We start from the raw sequence: 16,609 nt of genomic DNA on the forward strand, positions 1-16,609 counted from the left end.
CCCCCCTGTCGACGTACTGTCCACGGTAGGTGCACCGAACCGTGGAATACCACCCGTTTAGCCTCTGGCGGACGTCAGCTCGGCGAGTCCGCGCACGACCTGCGCGGGGCTGGGCATGGCGTGCAGCCGGTCCCGCATCAGCCGCGCCGCGTTGCGCATGTCCACATCGGACAGCAGCCGGTTGAGCAGTTCCGCGGACAGGTCGGCGGGCGCCACCTGGAGCCCGGTCCCCGTCCGCCGCACGACCTCGGCGTTGAGGAACTGGTCGGCACCGTGTGGCAGGACCAGTTGCGGCACACCGGAATCGGCGGTGGTCATGGTCGTGCCCGCGCCGCCGTGGTGGATCGCCGCGTCGCACTGGGCGAGCAGCAGGCCCAGCGGCAGGTAGCCAACCGGGCGCACGTTGGCGGGCAGTTCACCGAGCGTGGCGTAGTCGATGTCGCCCAGTGCCAGCACGAACTCGGCGTCGACCTCCCCCGCTGCGGCCAGGAACGGTTGCAGCGCACCGAGTCCGGCCATCATCGGCAGCACGGTGCCCAGCGTGACGGCCACCCGTCGGCGGCGGGTCGGCGCGAGCAGCCAGTCCGGCACCAGCCCACCGCCGTTGTACGGCACGTACCGCATGGGCCAGGTGTCCTGCCCGGATGGGTGCACCTCCGGCGGGGTGACGCTCAGCGTGAGACTGGTCTCCGGCGGGCTGTACACGCCGTGCTTGTCGTAGTGGACGGCCAGTTCGCGGGACATCACCGGGAACGCCTGCGCGAACCCGTCGTCCAGCTGGGCGAAGCTCAGGTTGTGGCAGACCGCGGGCACGCCGAGCTTCGCCGCGAGCAGCGGGCCCGCGGCCTGGAGCGGGCTGTGCACGACGAGGTCTGGACGCCACTGCTCGCCAACGGCGACCACGGCGTCCAGCACCGGCTCGGAGACCTTGGCGAACAGGCGCAGCACCCCCTCGACGGTGCCGTCCTGGGCCAGCGCGAGGTTCTCGACGAACACCTGCCCGAAGTCGAAGCCGGGCGCGGCGTCGGCCACGTGCAGCCCGGCCCCGACCACGGCCCCGGTGTTGCCGGCCATGGCGTAGAGCACGTCATGGCCGGCCGCCTTCACCGCCTGGGCGAACGAGAGGGTGGGGAACACGTGGCCCGTTCCGGGCGAGGTGGTGACCAGGACTCTCATTCGCCCCATTTAACTCTCTAACTAAGAGTTCTGTCCAACGAGATTTTCCAGCCTGCCCACGACCTCGGCCGGGGTGGGCATCGAGCGGATCTCCGCACGCACCTCGGCGGCGGCCGCCCGCAGTGAGTCCTCGACCAGCACCCGGTTGATCAGCTCGGCGTCCACCTCCTCGTCGGTGGCGGACAGGCCGACCCCGCGCTTGACCACGGCGGCGGCGTTCATCGGGTGGTCGGCGCCCTGCGGCACCACCAGCTGCGGGATGCCCGACTCCAGCGCGGTCATCGCCGTGCCCGCACCACCGTGGTGGATCACCGCGGTGCTGGACTCCAGCAGGGCGTTGAGCGGCACCCAGTCCACCACCCGCACGTTGGACGGCAACTCACCCAGCGCGGACAGGTCGGTACGGCCCACCGCGAGCACGAACTCGGCGTCCACCCGCGGCGCGGCGGCCAGCACGTTGCCCACCGGCCCGAGCCCGGTCAGCTCCGGCACCACGGTGCCCAGGGTGACCGCGATCCTGGGCCGCCCCGCGTCGCGCAGCAGCCAGTCCGGCACCTGACCGCCACCGTTGAACGGCACGTAGCGCATCAGCCAGCCGCCCTCGCGCGCGCCCATGCTCGGCGGCCCCACCTCGATGCCCGCGGCGGGCACCGGTACCTCGTCCAAGCCGTGCCGCTGGAAGCTGGGCAGCTGCGCCCGGTGGAAGTCGCCCACCCGCACGATCTCGTGCACGATGCCGATGCCCAGCGACACGGCGGGCACCCCGGCCCGTGCCGCGGCCACCCCGCCGATGGCCTGCATGCCCTCGTGCACCACCAGGTCGGGGCGCCAGTCCAGCGCGGCGCCAACCAGGCCGTCCACGGTGAGGTCGGCGAGCCTGGCGAACATGCGCGCCACCGGGTGCTCACTGAGGTCGCCCTCGAAGGCGCCGGGCTTGAGCGTGCTGCGGTAGGACTCGCCCGGCTGCGGGTTGGCGGAGAGCACCTCGCGCATGTCCACGCCGGGCGCGGCGTCCACGTGCTGCAACCCGCTGCGCTTGACCGACTCCAGGTCGCCGCCCACCACGTACAGCACCTCGTGCCCGGCCGCGCGCAGCGCCCAGCCGAGGGAGATCATCGGGAACGTGTGGCCGGCACCGCCGACACTCGTGATCAGTACCCGCATGGCTCAGCCCACCAGACCTTCCAGTCGTGCGACCACGTCAGCGGGCGAGGGCATGCCCGCGATCTCCGCCCTCACCTGTGCGACCGCGGAGTGGATCGACTCGTCGGTCAGCACCCGGCGCACGTCCTCGGCGGTCACCGGCGCGATGTCGGTGTCGATCTCCAGCCCCACCCCGCGCTTGGCCACCGCCCGCGAGTTGAAGAACTGGTCCGCGCCCTGCGGCACCAGGATCTGCGGCACGCCGGCGGCCAGCGAGGCCATGGTGCTGCCGCTGCCCCCGTGGTGGATGGCCGCGGCGGAGGTGGCCAGCAGCGCGCTCAGCGGCACCCAGCCGATCGGGCGCACGTTCGCGGGCAGCTCGCCAAGGGCGGCCGGATCGGCCGTGCCGAGTGCGAGCACGAACTCGGCGTCCACCTGCGCGGCCACGTCGGCGACCCACTGCAGCGGTCCGAGGCCGACCCAGGTGGGCAGCACGGTGCCCAGCGTCACGACGATGCGCGGCCGCTCCGGCTTGTGCAGCAACCAGTCCGGCAGCACGGCGCCGCCGTGGAAGGGCACGTGGCGCACCTGCCAGCCCGGGTCGCCGATGCGCATGCTGGGCGGAGCCACGTTGAGCAGCTCGTAGCGCTGCGGGAAGCCCTCGACCCCGTGCCTGCGGTAGGCCGGGGCCAGCGCCTCGGCCAGGGCGAGTGCGCCCGACTTGACGCTGGCCAGCCCGAAGGCGTGCTCCACCGTCGGCACGCCCAGCTTGGCGGCGACCAGTGGGCCCACGCCCTGCAGCGGGCTGTGCACCACCAGGTCCGGCCGCCAGGACAGGGCCAGCTCCACGGTGTTGTCCGCCATGGCGTCGGAGATCGGCCCGAACAGCTGGTTGGCGAAGGTGTCGGTGGGATCGGCGGCCTTGGCCTGCGCCCGGCGCTCGGCCATCATCTGCGCCCGGTCCTTGCCCTGGTACCGCTCGTCCTGTTGCAGGGACTCAAAGGCGGCGCCGATCTGCTCCGGGCTGGCCACCTGCACGACCTGCAACCCCGCCGCCACCAGCGCGGGGACCTCCTCCTCGGTGCGCCCGGCCAGCGCCAGCAGCACCTCGTGCCCGGCCGCGCGCAGCGCCCAGGCCGTGGAGACCAGCGGGAGCATGTGCCCGTAGCCGGGCGACATCGTGAACAGGACTCTCATCAACAGCCCCCCAGGGAAAACGATGGGATTTCCCCACAATTTAGCGAGCAAGCGAAGGGCCGTGCAAGTGAGATGGGGGCCACAGCAGGGCTGAGATGGGGGACACAGAAAGGCGACCCGCTCAACCAGCCTGGGGGTCACTGGGAGCGGGTCGCCACATCCATCTTAGGCATCCAAGTGCCGATCCGTCCCGTGTTCGACGCAGATCACTCGAAAAAATCTTGACGATCGGGCCTCTAACGGGTGAACGAGGGGGCAAAAGAGTGAAAAACGGCCTACTCGACTGTGGCTGCTCGCCCGAACGGCCGATGTGTGATCGGTGTGCGGGGCGGCCTCCCCGTTGGACGGCGCCCGCACGAGTGAGCTCCACCGAGCACAGCCCAGTAAGGCCCGAGGCGTCACCCGACCGGGGACGCTCGCGAAAGCCTGTGGCACGGGAGATGCCGATGACTGAACCCCGTTGGTGGGTGGACTGCCACGACCCGTTCGGACGTGACCGCGCGATGACGGTCCTCGTCGAGCACGGCAGGGTGCTGCTGGTCTCGCCGCCGGGCGAGTCTGCGGTCCTGTCGGTGCAGCAGACACGCCGGCTGCACCTGGCACTGGACCAAGCGGCGAGCAGCGCCGGAGGCCCCACGGGATGACCACGCCCGACGACGTGTTGCGGCACGCGGTGCTGCGCAGGCTGGACCTGCTCGACGAGGTGGCCGCCACCGGGGACACGGGCGCGCTGCTGCCGCTGGCCCGCTCCGAGATGCACCGGCTGGCCGACGGCTGGCGGCTGCTGCTGGAGGTGCACCGGCCCGAGGAGGACGGCCGCTGCAAGGCCTGCCCCGGCGGCAGGCTGCGCAAGCGGCGCTGGCCCTGCCAGGTCTGGCTGATGGCGCACCGGCACCTGATCGGCGGTGGCGAGGAACCGCGCAAGCGGAGCCGGGGCCTGGCCGCGCTGCTGCGATTCGGCCGCGGTCGCGGCGGGCGGCACTCCGAGCAGGCGCAGGCGCAGACCCCGGCGCGGCCCCCCGAGCAGACCCCGGCGGAGACCTCGCTGGGGGGCGTGCGCGCGGTACGCGCCCCACGACTGCCCGCGATCGCGCCGCCGCCCTCGCCCGCCGAGATGACCATGCGGTTGCCCGCGCTGCCCGCGGCCCCGGAACCACCGATGATCAGCACGCAGCGCCGCCCGGAACTGAGCCAGGCCCCGGTGCCGGACGACCCGGCGTGGCCGTCCGGCTCACCGCTGGCCGACCTGCCCCCCGCACCGGCGATGGCCAGCGTGGACCCGCTGACCGGGTTCGGCGGCACGCTGTCGGTGGCCCAGCAGCCGGTCGCGGCCCAGGCAGTGGCGGCACAGCCGGTGGCGGCGCCCGAGCCGGAACCGCAGGGCAGGCACGAGCTGGTCGCCCAGGACGAGGAGTCCCAGGAACTGCGCTCGATGCTGGAGCAGTACTGGAAGGAGTCGCCCGCCGCGCAGTGACCTGGCCGACCCCGGACCGATCCGCCGGGCCACCGCGCTGGCGGTAAGGCAGGATTGGCGGTACCGCACTGCGCTCGCGGGACCGGGGAGGACACGTGCACGACGGCAGCGGCCGGATCGTGGTGCAGGGGCTGACCAAGCAGTTCGGCCCCGTCACCGCGGTGAACAACCTGAGCTTCACCGTCGAACCGGGTTCGGTCACCGGCTTCCTCGGGCCCAACGGGGCGGGCAAGACCACGACCCTGCGCATGCTGCTCGGGCTGGTGACCCCGACCGCGGGCGGCTCCACGATCTGCGGGCTGCCGTTCGCCCAGCTGGGCAACCCGGGCCGGGTGGTCGGCGCCGTGCTGGAGGCGCAGGGCTTCCACCCCGGCCGCAGCGCGCGCAACCACCTGCGGGTCTACGCCGCCGCGATGGGCGTCCCCGACCAGCGGGCCGACGAGGTGCTGCATCTGGTCGGGCTGGGCCAGGCCGCCAACCGCTCGGCTGGCGCGTTCTCGCTGGGCATGAAGCAGCGGCTGGCGCTGGCCACCGCGCTGCTGGGCGACCCCCAGGTGCTCGTGCTGGACGAGCCCGCCAACGGCCTGGACCCCGAGGGAATCGTGTGGCTGCGGGCCTTCCTTCAGTCCTTCGCGCGGAGCGGGCGCACCGTGCTGATCTCCAGCCACCTGCTGGGCGAGGTCGAGCAGATGGTGGACCAGGTCGTGATCATCAGCCGCGGGCAGACCGCGTACTACGGGCCGCTGGAGACCCTGCGCGCCTCCCAGCAGTCGCGGGTGCTGGTGCAGCCCGCCGACCCGCAGGCGCTGGTGGCCAAGCTCCAGGAGTCCGGGATCGGGTCGATCGAGTGGACCCAGGACGGGCGGCTGGCCATCTCCGGGGTGGACCGCAAGGAGGTCGCCGACCTGGCGATGTCCTCCGGCATCGCGCTGTACGACATCCAGCAGGAGGTCATCGACCTCGAACAGCTCTTCTTCCGGCTGACCAGCGGCCAGTACAGCGGGGCGCCGGTACCGTCGCCCACCGGCTACCCGCCGCAGCCACCGGGACCGTCCCCGTGGCAGCCGGGCAACGGCTGGGGAGGGCAGGGCTGATGGGCAGGCTCGTCACCGCGGAGTTCCGCAAGGTGCTCACCACCAACCTCTGGTGGGCGCTGCTGATCCCCACCGCCGTGGTCGCCGTGGTGTGGAGCTGGGTCGGCAGCCTGCTCACCACCACCGTGGTCGACGCCATGTCACAGAGCACCGTGCTGCGCCGCTTCGGCGTGGACCTGGGCGAGCAGTCCTGGTCGGTGCTGTTCTTCGCGCGCACCATCAACATCAGCGCGATCTTCCCGATGATCTTCGGCGCGCTGGCGCTGTCCTCGGAGATCACCCGCCGCACGGTCACCACCAGCTACCTGACCGCCCCCAACCGCGGCAGCCTGCTGGGCGCCAAGCTGATCACCTACGCGGCCTGGGGCGCGGCCTACGGCGTGGTCGTGTCCGGCTTCGCCAGCCTGGGCATCCTGCTCGGCTCGCACCCCCAGCAGCTGCCCGACGCCACCGGCTGGCTGCTCATGGCGCTCGCGGGCGTGCTGTCCTGCCTGCTGTGGACCCTGCTCGGCGTGGGCGTCGGTGCGCTGCTGGGCAACTCCATCGCCGCCCTGCTGTCCCTGCTGATCTACACCCTGCTGGTGGAGAACCTGATCGGCCTGTGGCTGCCCCAGCACTGGCCCGGTGTGCTGATCAACGGCTCGGCCGACGGGCTGCCCGGGGTGCTGGCCAGCCAGCTGCTCAACGACCAGCTCGACACCGTGCAGCAGATCCGCCTGCTGCCCGACAGCAGCCGCCAGGTCATCACCGACGGCATCCAGGGTCTGGCCGGGGCGCGCGGGGCCTTCGACTGGTGGGCCAGCGGCCTGATCTTCGCGGGCTGGGCGGCCGTTTTCGTGGTCGCGGGCTGGCTGGTCAGCAGGACCAGGGACATCACCTGAGCGCGTTGTCAGGGGTGCGAGCTACGTTGCCTCTGTGTCCGAGCGAACTGGGTGGGTCCGAAGACTGAGCGCCGCGTGCTGGCGGCACCCCGTGGTGGTGGTGCTGGCACTGGCCTCAGCGGTGCTGGGCGTTGGCCAGCAGGCCGCCGCCCCGCTGGTGGTGCGGCTGGCCGTGGACGACGCCGTGGCGGGCACGACCTCACGGCTGGGCTGGCTGATCCTCGCGCTGGGCGGCATGGAGCTGCTGACCTTCGGCACCGCCTTCGTCCGGCGCTACCTGGGCGGCCGGCTCGCCCTGGACGTGCAGCACGACCTGCGCCGCTCGGTGTTCGCCGCGGTGCAGCGGCTGGACGGCGGCAAGCAGGACGAGCTGCGCACCGGCCAGGTCGTGTCCCGGTCGATCAGCGACCTCAACCAGGTGCAGGGCCTGCTGTCGATGGTGCCCTACGCCCTGGGCAACGCCGCCTTCGCCGTGGTCGCGATCGGGGCCATGCTCTGGCTCTCCCCGCTGCTGACCGTGGTGGCGCTGGTCGTGGTGCCCTCCGTGGTGTTCATCGCGCTGAGCACCCGCAAGCGGCTGTTCGCCGCCACCTGGGCCGCCCAGCAGCGCGCCGCCGACGTGGCCCAGCACGTGGAGGAGACGGTCACCGGGGTACGCGTGGTCAAGGGCTTCGGCCAGGAGGCCCGCGAGATCGCCGCGCTGGAGAAGCAGGCCCGCAAGCTGTTCGGGGAACGCATGCGGGCGGCCAAGCTCACCTCGCTGCCCTCCGCCACGCTGGGCGCGATGCCCGCGGTCGGGCAGGTCGCCGTGCTGGGCCTTGGCGGCTGGCTGGCGATGAACGGCCAGGTCACCCTCGGCACCTTCCTGGCCTTCGCCAGTTACGTGGCCGGACTGGTCGGCCCGGCGCGGTTCCTGGCCGCACTGATGATCACCGCGCAGACCACCCGCGCCAGCGCGGAGCGGGTGCACGAGCTGATCGACTCCCAGCCCGACGTGCGCGACCGGCCGGCGGCCGTGGACCTGCCCGAGGGCCCGTTGCAGGTGGAGCTGGACGGGGTGAGCTTCGGCTACACGCGCAGTGAGCCGGTGCTGGACGGGGTCAGCCTCACCGTCTCCCCCGGCGAGACCCTGGCCCTGGTGGGCACCGCGGGCTCGGGCAAGTCCACGGTCTCCCTGCTGCTGCCCCGGTTCTACGACGTGCACGAGGGCGCACTGCGGGTCGGCGGCGTGGACGTGCGCGACCTGCGGCTGCGGTCCCTACGGCAGGGCATCGGCGTGGTGTTCGAGGAGGCGTTCCTGTTCTCCGACACCGTGGCCGCCAACATCGCCTACGGGCGGCCCGAGGCCACCGCCGCGGAGATCGAGCAGGCCGCCCGCGCGGCCGAGGCGCACGAGTTCATCAGCGCGCTGCCCCTGGGTTACGGCACCAGGGTCGGCGAGCGCGGGCTGACCCTGTCCGGCGGTCAGCGGCAGCGCATCGCGCTGGCCAGAGCCCTGCTGTCCGCCCCGCGCGTGCTGGTGCTGGACGACGCCACCTCGGCCGTGGACCCGGTCACCGAGTCGGCCATCCACCAGACCCTGCGCTCGGTCACGGCCCAGCGCACCACCCTGCTGATCGCCCACCGCCGCTCCACGCTTGCCCTGGCCGACCGGATCGCCGTACTGGACCGCGGCAAGGTCGTCGACGTGGGCACGGAGTCCGAGCTCACCGAGCGCTGCGCCCTGTTCCGCGACCTGCTGTCCGGCCCCGGCGAGGCGATCGAATCGCCCTGCTGCGCCCCCACCGAGGCCGCGCTCTGGCCCGAGGTCGAGCCGGTCGCCAAGGTCGCCGACCCCGAGATCGCCGCCCGCGTCGCCGAACTGCCGCCCGCCGGGGAGCAGCCGCGGATCGCCGCCGAACCCGCCCGTCCCGGTCGCCGGTTCGGGCTCGCCGAGCTGCTGCGCCCCGTTCGCTGGGCGCTGCTCGGTGTGACCCTGGTGGTCGTCGTGGACGCGCTCAGCTCCATGGCCCTGCCCGCACTCGTGAAGTTCGGCGTGGACCAGGGCGTGACGGCGGGCTCGGTCAGCACGCTGTGGCTCGCCGCCGCGATCGGCGCCGGGGTGGTGCTGATCGGCTGGGCGGACACGGCGCTGGAGACCGTGCTGACCGCCCGCGTCGGCGAGCGGCTGCTGTACGTACTGCGGGTCCGCAGCTACGCGCACCTGCAACGGCTCGGCCTGGACTACTACGAGCGCGAGCTGGCCGGGCGGATCATGACCCGGATGACCACCGACGTGGACGCGCTGTCCACGTTCCTGCAGACCGGGTTGGTCACCGCGGCGGTCAGCGTGCTCACCGTGGCGGGCATCGCCGTGGCGCTGGTGGTCACCGATCCCGGGCTGGCACTGGTGTCCCTGGCGGTGTTGCCGGTGCTGGCCGTGGCCACCGTCGTGTTCCGCCGACTGTCCACTGTGGCCTATGCCGAGGCACGGGAACGGGTCAGCGCGGTCAACGCGGACCTCCAGGAGAACGTGTCCGGTCTGCGCGTGGCGCAGGCGTTCAGCCGTGAGCAGCACTCCGCCGACGTGTTCGCCGAGCGCAGCTTCGCCTACCGCGACTCCCGGCTCCGCGCCCAGCGCTACATCGCCACGTACTTCCCCTTCGTGGCCCTGTTGTCCGGACTCGCCCAGGCCGCCGTGCTCGCCGTCGGCGCCTACCGCGTGGCCGATGGCGCGCTGACCCCCGGCGTGCTGCTGGCCTTCCAGCTCTACCTGGGGCTGTTCTTCGCCCCCGTGCAACAACTCTCCGGCGTGTTCGACGGCTACCAGCAGGCCATGGTCGGACTGCGGCGGATCGGCGAGTTGTTGGACACGCCCAGTTCCGTACTGCCGCCCGAGCAGCCCAGGCCGGTGCCCGAGCGGCTGCGCGGCGAGGTGGAACTGCGCGAGGTGTCGTTCCAGTACGCGGGCGCCGACCAGCCCGCACTGGACCGGGTCAGCCTGCACGTGCTGCCCGGCGAGACCGTCGCACTGGTCGGCAGGACCGGTGCGGGCAAGTCCACACTGGTCAAGCTCATCGCCCGGTTCTACGACGCCACCGGCGGCCAGGTGCTGGTCGACGGGGTGGACGTGCGCGACTACGACCTGGACGGCTACCGCGGGCGGCTCGGCGTGGTCCCGCAGGAGGCCCACCTGTTCACCGGTGACGTCGCGGCCAACGTGGCCTACGGCCGGCCTTCGGCTGGCCCCGAGCAGGTCACCGAGGCGGTGCGGGCCGTCGGGGCGCTGCCCCAGGTCGCTGGCTTACCGGCCGGGTTCCGCCAGCAGGTGGGCGAGCGCGGCCAGGGGCTGTCCGCAGGTCAGCGCCAGCTCATCGCGCTGGCGCGTGCCGAACTGGTCGACCCGAGCCTGCTGCTGCTGGACGAGGCCACCGCGGCGCTCGACCCCGCCACGGAGGGCGCCGTGCTGGCCGCCAGCGACCGGGTGGCGGGCAAGCGCACGACCTTCGTGGTGGCACACCGCCTGGCCACGGCCGCACGAGCCGACCGGATCGTGGTGCTGGACGGCGGCCGTGTCGCCGAACAGGGCTCGCACACCGACCTGCTCGCCGCCAACGGCCTGTACGCCGCCATGTGGCGCTCCGGAACCGCCGACGAAGCCGCCGCCTAACCAACCCGCGAGTCCCGCTCTGGCGCACGCGAGTCCCGCTCTGGGGCGCTCGAATCCCGCCCCGGGAAGCGCCAACACACGAGGTTCCCCCGCGTGTCGGCGCTTCCGGTACCGCGTGTCGGACGTTCCAGGGCGCCGTGTTTGCACTTCCGGTACGCCGTGTTGGACGCTCCGGTACCGCGTGTCGGACGTTCCAGTACCGCGTGTCCGGCGCTCCGGTACGCCGTGTTCGACGCTCCGGTACCGCGTGCCCGACACTCCGGATGCGCCGTGTCAGCGCACCCGGCGAGCGGGACTCGGCATCAACAGAACGAGACTCGGCATCGGGTGAACGGGACTCAGCCACCGGCGAACGGGACTCGCGCTCCGATGGGCGGGGCTCGGTGTCCGATGGGCGGGACTCGCCCCCCCCACGGAGCGGGACTCGGCCATCGGGTACGCGGGACTCGCCTACCGGAGTGCGGGACTTGGCATCGGGTGAACGGGACTCGCCCGCCGCAGAACAGGACTCGCCGACCAGAGAGCGGGACTCGCTCTCGACAGAACGGGACCCGCCCACCGCAGAGCGAGACTCGCCCACCGGATAACGGGACTCGCGCTCCGATGGGCGGGACTCAGCCACCGGCGAACAGCATCCGCCCACCGGGTGAACGCGACCCGCACACCGGAGAGCGGGACTCACCCTCCGGTGGGCGAGACTCGCCCACAACGGAACGCGACTCGCCCACCGGACAACAGGACCCGCCCACCGCAGAACGGGACTCGCCCAACAGAGAGCGGGACTCGCCCACCGGTGGGCGGGACTCAGCCACAGGAGAACGGGACTCACGCTCCGGTGAGCGGGACTCGCGCTTGACAGAACGGGACCCCCGCTCCGATGAGCGGGACTCACGCTTGACAGAACGGGACCCCCGCTCCGATGAGCGGGACTCACGCTCCGGTGAGCGGGACTCGGTGTCCGGTGAGCGGGACTCGCGCTTGACAGAACGGGACCCGCGCTCCAGTGGGCGGGACTCGCGCGGGGTTAGTCGACGATGGCCACGGCGCGGGCCCAGCCCGCACCGGCGGTGGCGATCTTGATCGGGAAGCAGGACAGCGTGAAGCCGTGCGCCCTGGGCAGGGCGTCGAGGTTCGCCAGCCGCTCGATCTGGCAGAACTCGCGCTCCCGCCCGGCGAAGTGCGCGGGCCACAGCACGCCGCGGTCCCCGGTCTTCTTGAACTGGTCGATGATGTACGTGAACGGCGCGTCGAGGCTGAACGCGTCGGTGCCGATGACCCGCACGCCGTAGTCCAGCAGCAGGTCCACCCCGGACCGGTCCAGCCCGGCGAAGTCCGTGAAGTACTTCGGGGTGCCGACCAGGCGGGCGGCTCCCGTGTTGAGCAGCACGATGTCCAGCGGCTGCGGGGTGTAGCCGACCTCGGCGAGCTTGCCGGCCAGCACGTCGGCGCCGACCACGCCGATGCCGACATCGGTGAGGTCGAGCACCACGGCGGGCCGGTGGAACCAGTCCAGCGGCAGCTGGTCGATCGTGCGCGGCTCACCGTAGGTGGCCTTCGAGCCGTAGTGCGCGGGCGCGTCCACGTGGGTGCCGGTGTGCGTGGTCAACGACAGCGTGTCGTTGGTCAGGAACTCGGCGCCGGGCAGCACGTTCGGGTCGAAGTCCATGCCGAAGTGCTCGAGCATCTCCGCGGACAGGTGCTTGGCCCCGTCCGCGGCGGACATGGTGGTGATCGACACCGGCTCTGGCTCCCAGAAGCTGGCGTCCACCGGTGAGGACAGGTCGATCAGGGGCACGGTTCCTCCATAGTCAGGACAGCAGGCCGAGGCCGCCGTCAGCGGTGAGCACCTGGCCGTGGATCCAGCCGGCCTCCTCGGCGCACAGCAGGGCGACCGCGTCGGCCACGTCGGCAGGGGTGGTCAACCGGCCCGCGGGGGTGCGCGCGGCCAGCATCGGGATCAGCTGGGCGTTGGGCGTGCCCGGCCCCTTGTCGACCTTGCCGGTGGACACGGCGTTGACGGCGATGCCCTTGGGCGCCAGCTCGACCGCCGCGTAGCGGACCAGGCTCTCCAGCGCGGCCTTGGCCACGCCCAGCGCCACGTAGGCCGGGATCACGCGACTGGAACCGTTACTGGACAAGGCGACCACGCGTCCGCCCTCGGGCATCACCTCGGGCAGCACGGTGATCGCGTCCAGCAACGGGTTGAGCGCCGCCTCGACATCGGCCCGCAGCCCGGCGGGGTCGACCCGGCCGGTCGGCATCGGGTGCCAGGACGCCGCGTTGTGCACGAACACGTCCAGTCGCCCGACGGAGCGCAGCAGCTCGGCGGTGCCGCCGGGGGCGAACACGTCCCCGCGCAGCAGTTCACCGTCCACTTCGGACGCTGCTTGCGTGGCAGCGGCCTCGTCACCGGCGTAGTTGATCAGCACCCGGCAGCCGCTGGCCGCGAGCTTGCGCGCGACGGCCAGCCCGATGCCCTTGCTGCCGCCGGTGACGAGCGCGACCTTCTTGTCCAGCGCGACAGGCACGGTTCAGGCGCCCGCGATCGGCGAGTACAGGTCGGCCTCCACCTCGACCAGCTCGCGCATGGCCTTGGCGTGCTCCTGGAACTCGGGGTTGCTGACCACGGCGCGGTGCGCGTCGGCGTCGGCCCACTGCCCGATGTTGACGTACACGGTGGGCGTGCGCAGCGAGCGCACCATCTGGAAGCCGACGAAACCCGGCTGGGCCTTCATGAACTCCGAGTGCTCCTTGAACACCCGCTCGAACTCGGCCGGGTCGCCCTTGACCGTGAACTTGGTGATGAACGTGACCACGTCTGCGCTCCTCCACTGCAGCATCCGCGCCCGCAGGTCGCGGCGTTGGATCTTCCCGTTGGCCGAGCGCGGTATGCCCGGCAGGACAACCGCGTGCACCAGCCGCTTGAAGTACGGCACCCGCTCGTTGACGTACTCGACGAACTCCTGCGACTTGCCGGTCCAGCCCGGCTTGGCCACGACAAATGCGGCGGCCACCGCACCGCTGAGCTCGTCGGGCTGGTCCATCACGACGCACTCCGCGACCGCCGGATGACCTTCGAGCACGCGCTCGATCTCGGTCGGCGACACCAGCCAGTTGTCGTGCTTGAACACGTCCTTGATCCGGTCGACCAGGAACAGGTAGCCGTCCTCGTCCACGTAGCCGACGTCCCCTGTGGACAGCCAGCCGTCCTCGGTGACCTCGGACAGGTCGGTGTCCAGGTAGCCCTTCATCAGCTGTGGGCCGCGCAACTGCACCTCGCCCTGCTCCCCGGTGCCGAGCACCTCGCGGGACTCGATGCCGACGATCCGGCACTCGGTGCCCTCGACCACCGGCCCGACCGACCCGATCTTGGGGTGGGACGGCCCGTCGGAGTGGGTCAGCGGGGAGGTCTCGGCCAGGCCGTAGCCCTGGATCACCGGGATGCCGAAGTGCTCGCCCAGGGTGGTGGCGGACCGCGGCGGCAGGGCGGATCCCCCGGAGGCGATCACCCGCACGGTGTCCAGCTTCAGCTCGGACAGCCGCGGATCCGCTGCCAGGCGGCCAAGTTTGACCGGCAGGCTGTAGTAGTGCGTGGCCCGGCGCTCGTTGGCGAGCTCGATCGACGCGGCCAGGTCGGTGTCGGTGCACAGCACCTGCGTCGCACCGGCGTGCACCGCGGAGTTCAGGTGCATCAGGTGGTAGGTCGGCAGGTGGTTGACCGTGACCGAGTCGGGGCCGAGCTCGTGCGCCTGCGCGATCTGCGCCGCGTTGGTGGTCAGGTTCGCGTGGGTGAGCCGAACCCCCTTGGGCAGCGCCGTCGTCCCGCTGGTGAACTGGACGCAGGCCACATCGTCCACACTCGACTCACGCGCGGGCAGCGGCTTGTCCGAGCGGGGCAGCGGCTCGTCGAGCTTGAAGTGCAGCCGGGCCGCGGACGCGGTGAGGATGTGGTTCAGGCCGTCCTCGCGCAGCAGCGGGTTGACCGGCAGCGACACGTTGCCGCTGCGGATCACCCCGTAGTAGGCGACCGCGAACTCCGGCTCCAGCAAGGAGGTCAGCGCCACGATCGAGCCTTCCGACCCGATCTGCTCGACCAGGGCCGAGGCGAAGGCCGTGGCCTCGGCGTCCAGCTCGGCGAAGGTCAGGGTCCGGCTCGACCCGATCACGGCGGGCTGGTCGGGGGCCTTCTCCGCCGCGACCCGGAGCAGGTCATCGACCAGCACGGGCTGCCTCCGCGAACTCCTTGGCGTAGCGCAGGGTCGTGGTGCTGTTCGTGCCGAGCGCCTTGCGCACGAACGCCTTGGCATCGTCCACAGTGGCCTGCTCGCCGAGGATCTTCGTCACGGCGTCGGGCTTGATCACGACCGTGTGCGTGGAGGTGGCGCGGACGCCGGTGCCGGCCTCCTCCAGGGTCCACCGGCCCGTGTGGACGGTCATCAGGGCGGGAACCTTGAGCTGCTTGTAGACGATCACCGACTCCGGCGTGCACACCCGCACGGACTTGGTGGTGTGCATGGAGCCGTCGGCGGTCTTGGTGTCCATCTCCATCAGCTGGATGCCCGGCACGTCCTCGACCAGGTCCAGCCTGGCCACGTGCGGCAGCCGGTCCGGCCAGTCCTGCGAGCGGTACAGGAACCGGTACACGTCGGCGCGGTCGCCCTCGATCTCGACCACGTCGTCGAAGCTGATCAGCAGGTCCTCGGTGGCGGACAGGTTCTCCGCGATCTGCTTGAGGTTGGCCAGTTCGTGCTCGCTGTTGCGGTCCACTGCCTTGCTGACCCAGTCCACGTTCTCGGGCAGGTCGTCCACGGCGGAGAAGTCGTGCTCCAGCACGACGAGCGTGCCACCGTCCTCAGTGGAGCTGAGCACCCAGGCGCCGCCCATGGCGGCCACCGGGGGCTGGGAGACCTCCTGGCGGAAGGTGATGCGGTGCGCCACCGGGTCCAGCTCGCGGCGCGAGGTCCAGGTCTTGACCTCGTCGTTGGCGGTGGCCCAGATGCGGATGCGCTCGGTCGTCTCGGTCCGCTCCACCTGCTCGGTGTGCACGGTGGGTCCGAACAGCTGCGGCCAGCGGATGACGTCGGCGAGCAGTCCGTACACCGCCTCGACGGGAGCCGAGATGGTGATCCGGTGCTCGGTGTTGTGCACGGTGAGCTCGGTCATCGTCGTGGTCTCCTCAGTAGTTGCCCAGGCCACCACAGACGTTGAGCGCCTGTGCGGTGATGGAGGCTGCGGTGTCGGTGAGCAGGTAGCCGACCAGTCCGGCCACCTCCTGTGGGGTGGAGTAGCGGCCCAGCGGGATCTTGGCGTTGAACTTCTCCAGCACCGCGTCCTCGCTGGTCTCCCAGAACTTCGCGTAGCGCTGGCGAACCCCCTGCGCCATCGGGGTTTCCACGTAGCCGGGGCAGACCGCGTTCACGGTGATGCCGGTCTTGGCCAGCTCCAGGCCCAGCGCCTTGGTGAAGCCGACCACCCCGTGCTTGGCCGCCGAGTACGGGGCACCGAGCACGACGCCCTGCTTGCCGCCGGTCGAGGCGATGTTGATGATCCGCCCGCTGGCCTTGTCCTGCATGCCGCCCTCGGCGAGCACCTCGCGGGTCATCAGGAACACGCTGTGCAGGTTGGTGTTGATCACGTCGTACCACAGCTCGTCGGGGATCTTGGCCGTCTCCCCGCCGCCCCCGCGCCCGGCGTTGTTGACCAGGATGTCGATCGGGCCGAAGCGGTTGACCGCCGCGGCCACGAAGGACTTGACCTCCTCCGGGGAGCGCACGTCGCAGGAGGCACCGTCCACGTCCAGCCCGGCCTCGCGCAGCTCCTTCACGGTGGAGGCCACACGCTCGCCGTCGCGGGCGCAGAAGAACACCTGGTTGCCCTGCTCGGCGATGCTGCGGGTGATCGCGAGCCCGATCCCGCTCGTCGCACCGGTCACCACGGCGACCCGCTTCTCGGCCACGGACATCTTGCTGCCCTCCAAGGGTTTTTCGGATTCAGG

13 protein-coding genes are annotated in these 16,609 nt (G+C 71.6%); 5 read left to right on the plus strand and 8 right to left on the minus strand.

Going from position 1 to position 16,609, the window contains the following annotated elements; genetic code table 11:
• Positions 1–57: 57 nt before the first annotated feature.
• Genes KALB_RS38400 through KALB_RS38410 form a run of 3 tightly spaced genes read right to left on the minus strand, consistent with a single transcriptional unit; the run spans position 58 to position 3,516 of the window.
• A complete protein-coding gene (locus KALB_RS38400; RefSeq protein ID WP_025360991.1) occupies positions 58–1,176 on the minus strand; it encodes a nucleotide disphospho-sugar-binding domain-containing protein in 1,119 nt (372 codons plus the stop codon).
• A gap of 21 nt (positions 1,177–1,197) precedes the next feature.
• A complete protein-coding gene (locus KALB_RS38405; protein ID WP_025360992.1) occupies positions 1,198–2,340 on the minus strand; it encodes a nucleotide disphospho-sugar-binding domain-containing protein in 1,143 nt (380 codons plus the stop codon).
• Between the two features lie 3 nt (positions 2,341–2,343).
• Positions 2,344–3,516, minus strand: coding sequence for a nucleotide disphospho-sugar-binding domain-containing protein (locus KALB_RS38410; protein WP_025360993.1), 1,173 nt, complete (start codon positions 3,514–3,516; stop codon positions 2,344–2,346).
• Positions 3,517–3,962: 446 nt separating this feature from the next.
• Between KALB_RS38410 and KALB_RS38415 the strand changes: the two genes are divergently transcribed.
• The 5 genes from KALB_RS38415 to KALB_RS38435 all read left to right on the plus strand — a co-directional run bounded on the left by KALB_RS38415 (position 3,963) and on the right by KALB_RS38435 (position 10,614).
• Positions 3,963–4,160, plus strand: a complete 198-nt coding sequence (locus tag KALB_RS38415) for a hypothetical protein (protein WP_030109691.1) — start codon at positions 3,963–3,965, stop codon at positions 4,158–4,160.
• Positions 4,157–4,990: a hypothetical protein gene (locus tag KALB_RS44630; RefSeq protein ID WP_025360994.1), complete on the plus strand. Its 834-nt coding sequence runs from the start codon at positions 4,157–4,159 to the stop codon at positions 4,988–4,990. Before KALB_RS38415 ends, KALB_RS44630 begins: the two co-directional genes overlap by 4 nt.
• 95 nt (positions 4,991–5,085) lie before the next feature.
• Positions 5,086–6,084, plus strand: coding sequence for an ABC transporter ATP-binding protein (locus KALB_RS38425; RefSeq protein WP_025360995.1), 999 nt, complete (start codon positions 5,086–5,088; stop codon positions 6,082–6,084).
• Positions 6,084–6,965, plus strand: a complete 882-nt coding sequence (locus KALB_RS38430; RefSeq protein WP_025360996.1) for an ABC transporter permease — start codon at positions 6,084–6,086, stop codon at positions 6,963–6,965. The genes KALB_RS38425 and KALB_RS38430 overlap by 1 nt, the downstream gene beginning before the upstream one ends.
• Positions 6,966–6,999: 34 nt before the next feature.
• Positions 7,000–10,614, plus strand: coding sequence for an ABC transporter ATP-binding protein (locus KALB_RS38435; RefSeq protein WP_042221247.1), 3,615 nt, complete (start codon positions 7,000–7,002; stop codon positions 10,612–10,614).
• A gap of 1,024 nt (positions 10,615–11,638) precedes the next feature.
• Here the strand turns inward: KALB_RS38435 and KALB_RS38440 are convergent.
• The 5 genes from KALB_RS38440 to KALB_RS38460 are packed head-to-tail and all read right to left on the minus strand — an operon-like array spanning position 11,639 to position 16,576.
• Positions 11,639–12,409 carry a cyclase family protein gene (locus KALB_RS38440; RefSeq protein WP_025360998.1) on the minus strand — a complete coding sequence of 257 codons (771 nt, stop codon included), beginning with the start codon at positions 12,407–12,409 and terminating at the stop codon, positions 11,639–11,641.
• Between the two features lie 13 nt (positions 12,410–12,422).
• Entirely contained in the window at positions 12,423–13,142 is a 720-nt protein-coding gene (locus KALB_RS38445) for an SDR family oxidoreductase (protein WP_025360999.1), read from the minus strand.
• Between the two features lie 3 nt (positions 13,143–13,145).
• Complete coding sequence (locus tag KALB_RS38450; RefSeq protein WP_025361000.1) at positions 13,146–14,837, minus strand: AMP-binding protein; 1,692 nt, start codon at positions 14,835–14,837, stop codon at positions 13,146–13,148.
• Complete coding sequence (locus KALB_RS38455; RefSeq protein WP_025361001.1) at positions 14,824–15,777, minus strand: aromatase/cyclase; 954 nt, start codon at positions 15,775–15,777, stop codon at positions 14,824–14,826. The genes KALB_RS38450 and KALB_RS38455 overlap by 14 nt, the downstream gene beginning before the upstream one ends.
• Before the next feature lie 13 nt (positions 15,778–15,790).
• Complete coding sequence (locus tag KALB_RS38460; protein ID WP_025361002.1) at positions 15,791–16,576, minus strand: SDR family NAD(P)-dependent oxidoreductase; 786 nt, start codon at positions 16,574–16,576, stop codon at positions 15,791–15,793.
• Positions 16,577–16,609 lie beyond the last annotated feature (33 nt).

This window comes from Kutzneria viridogrisea DSM 43870 (assembly GCF_000525635.1).
In the GTDB taxonomy this organism is placed as follows: Bacteria; Actinomycetota; Actinomycetes; order Mycobacteriales; family Pseudonocardiaceae; genus Kutzneria; species Kutzneria viridogrisea.

Bases quoted from the DNA above. Each gene is read 5' to 3' on its own strand.
- KALB_RS38400 (WP_025360991.1), bottom strand. From the start codon at position 1,176: ATGAGAGTCCTGGTCACCACCTCGCCCGGAACGGGCCACGTGTTCCCC.
- KALB_RS38405 (WP_025360992.1), bottom strand. From the start codon at position 2,340: ATGCGGGTACTGATCACGAGTGTCGGCGGTGCCGGCCACACGTTCCCG.
- KALB_RS38410 (WP_025360993.1), bottom strand. From the start codon at position 3,516: ATGAGAGTCCTGTTCACGATGTCGCCCGGCTACGGGCACATGCTCCCG.
- KALB_RS38415 (WP_030109691.1), top strand. From the start codon at position 3,963: ATGACTGAACCCCGTTGGTGGGTGGACTGCCACGACCCGTTCGGACGT.
- KALB_RS44630 (WP_025360994.1), top strand. From the start codon at position 4,157: ATGACCACGCCCGACGACGTGTTGCGGCACGCGGTGCTGCGCAGGCTG.
- KALB_RS38430 (WP_025360996.1), top strand. From the start codon at position 6,084: ATGGGCAGGCTCGTCACCGCGGAGTTCCGCAAGGTGCTCACCACCAAC.
- KALB_RS38455 (WP_025361001.1), bottom strand. From the start codon at position 15,777: ATGACCGAGCTCACCGTGCACAACACCGAGCACCGGATCACCATCTCG.
- KALB_RS38460 (WP_025361002.1), bottom strand. From the start codon at position 16,576: ATGTCCGTGGCCGAGAAGCGGGTCGCCGTGGTGACCGGTGCGACGAGC.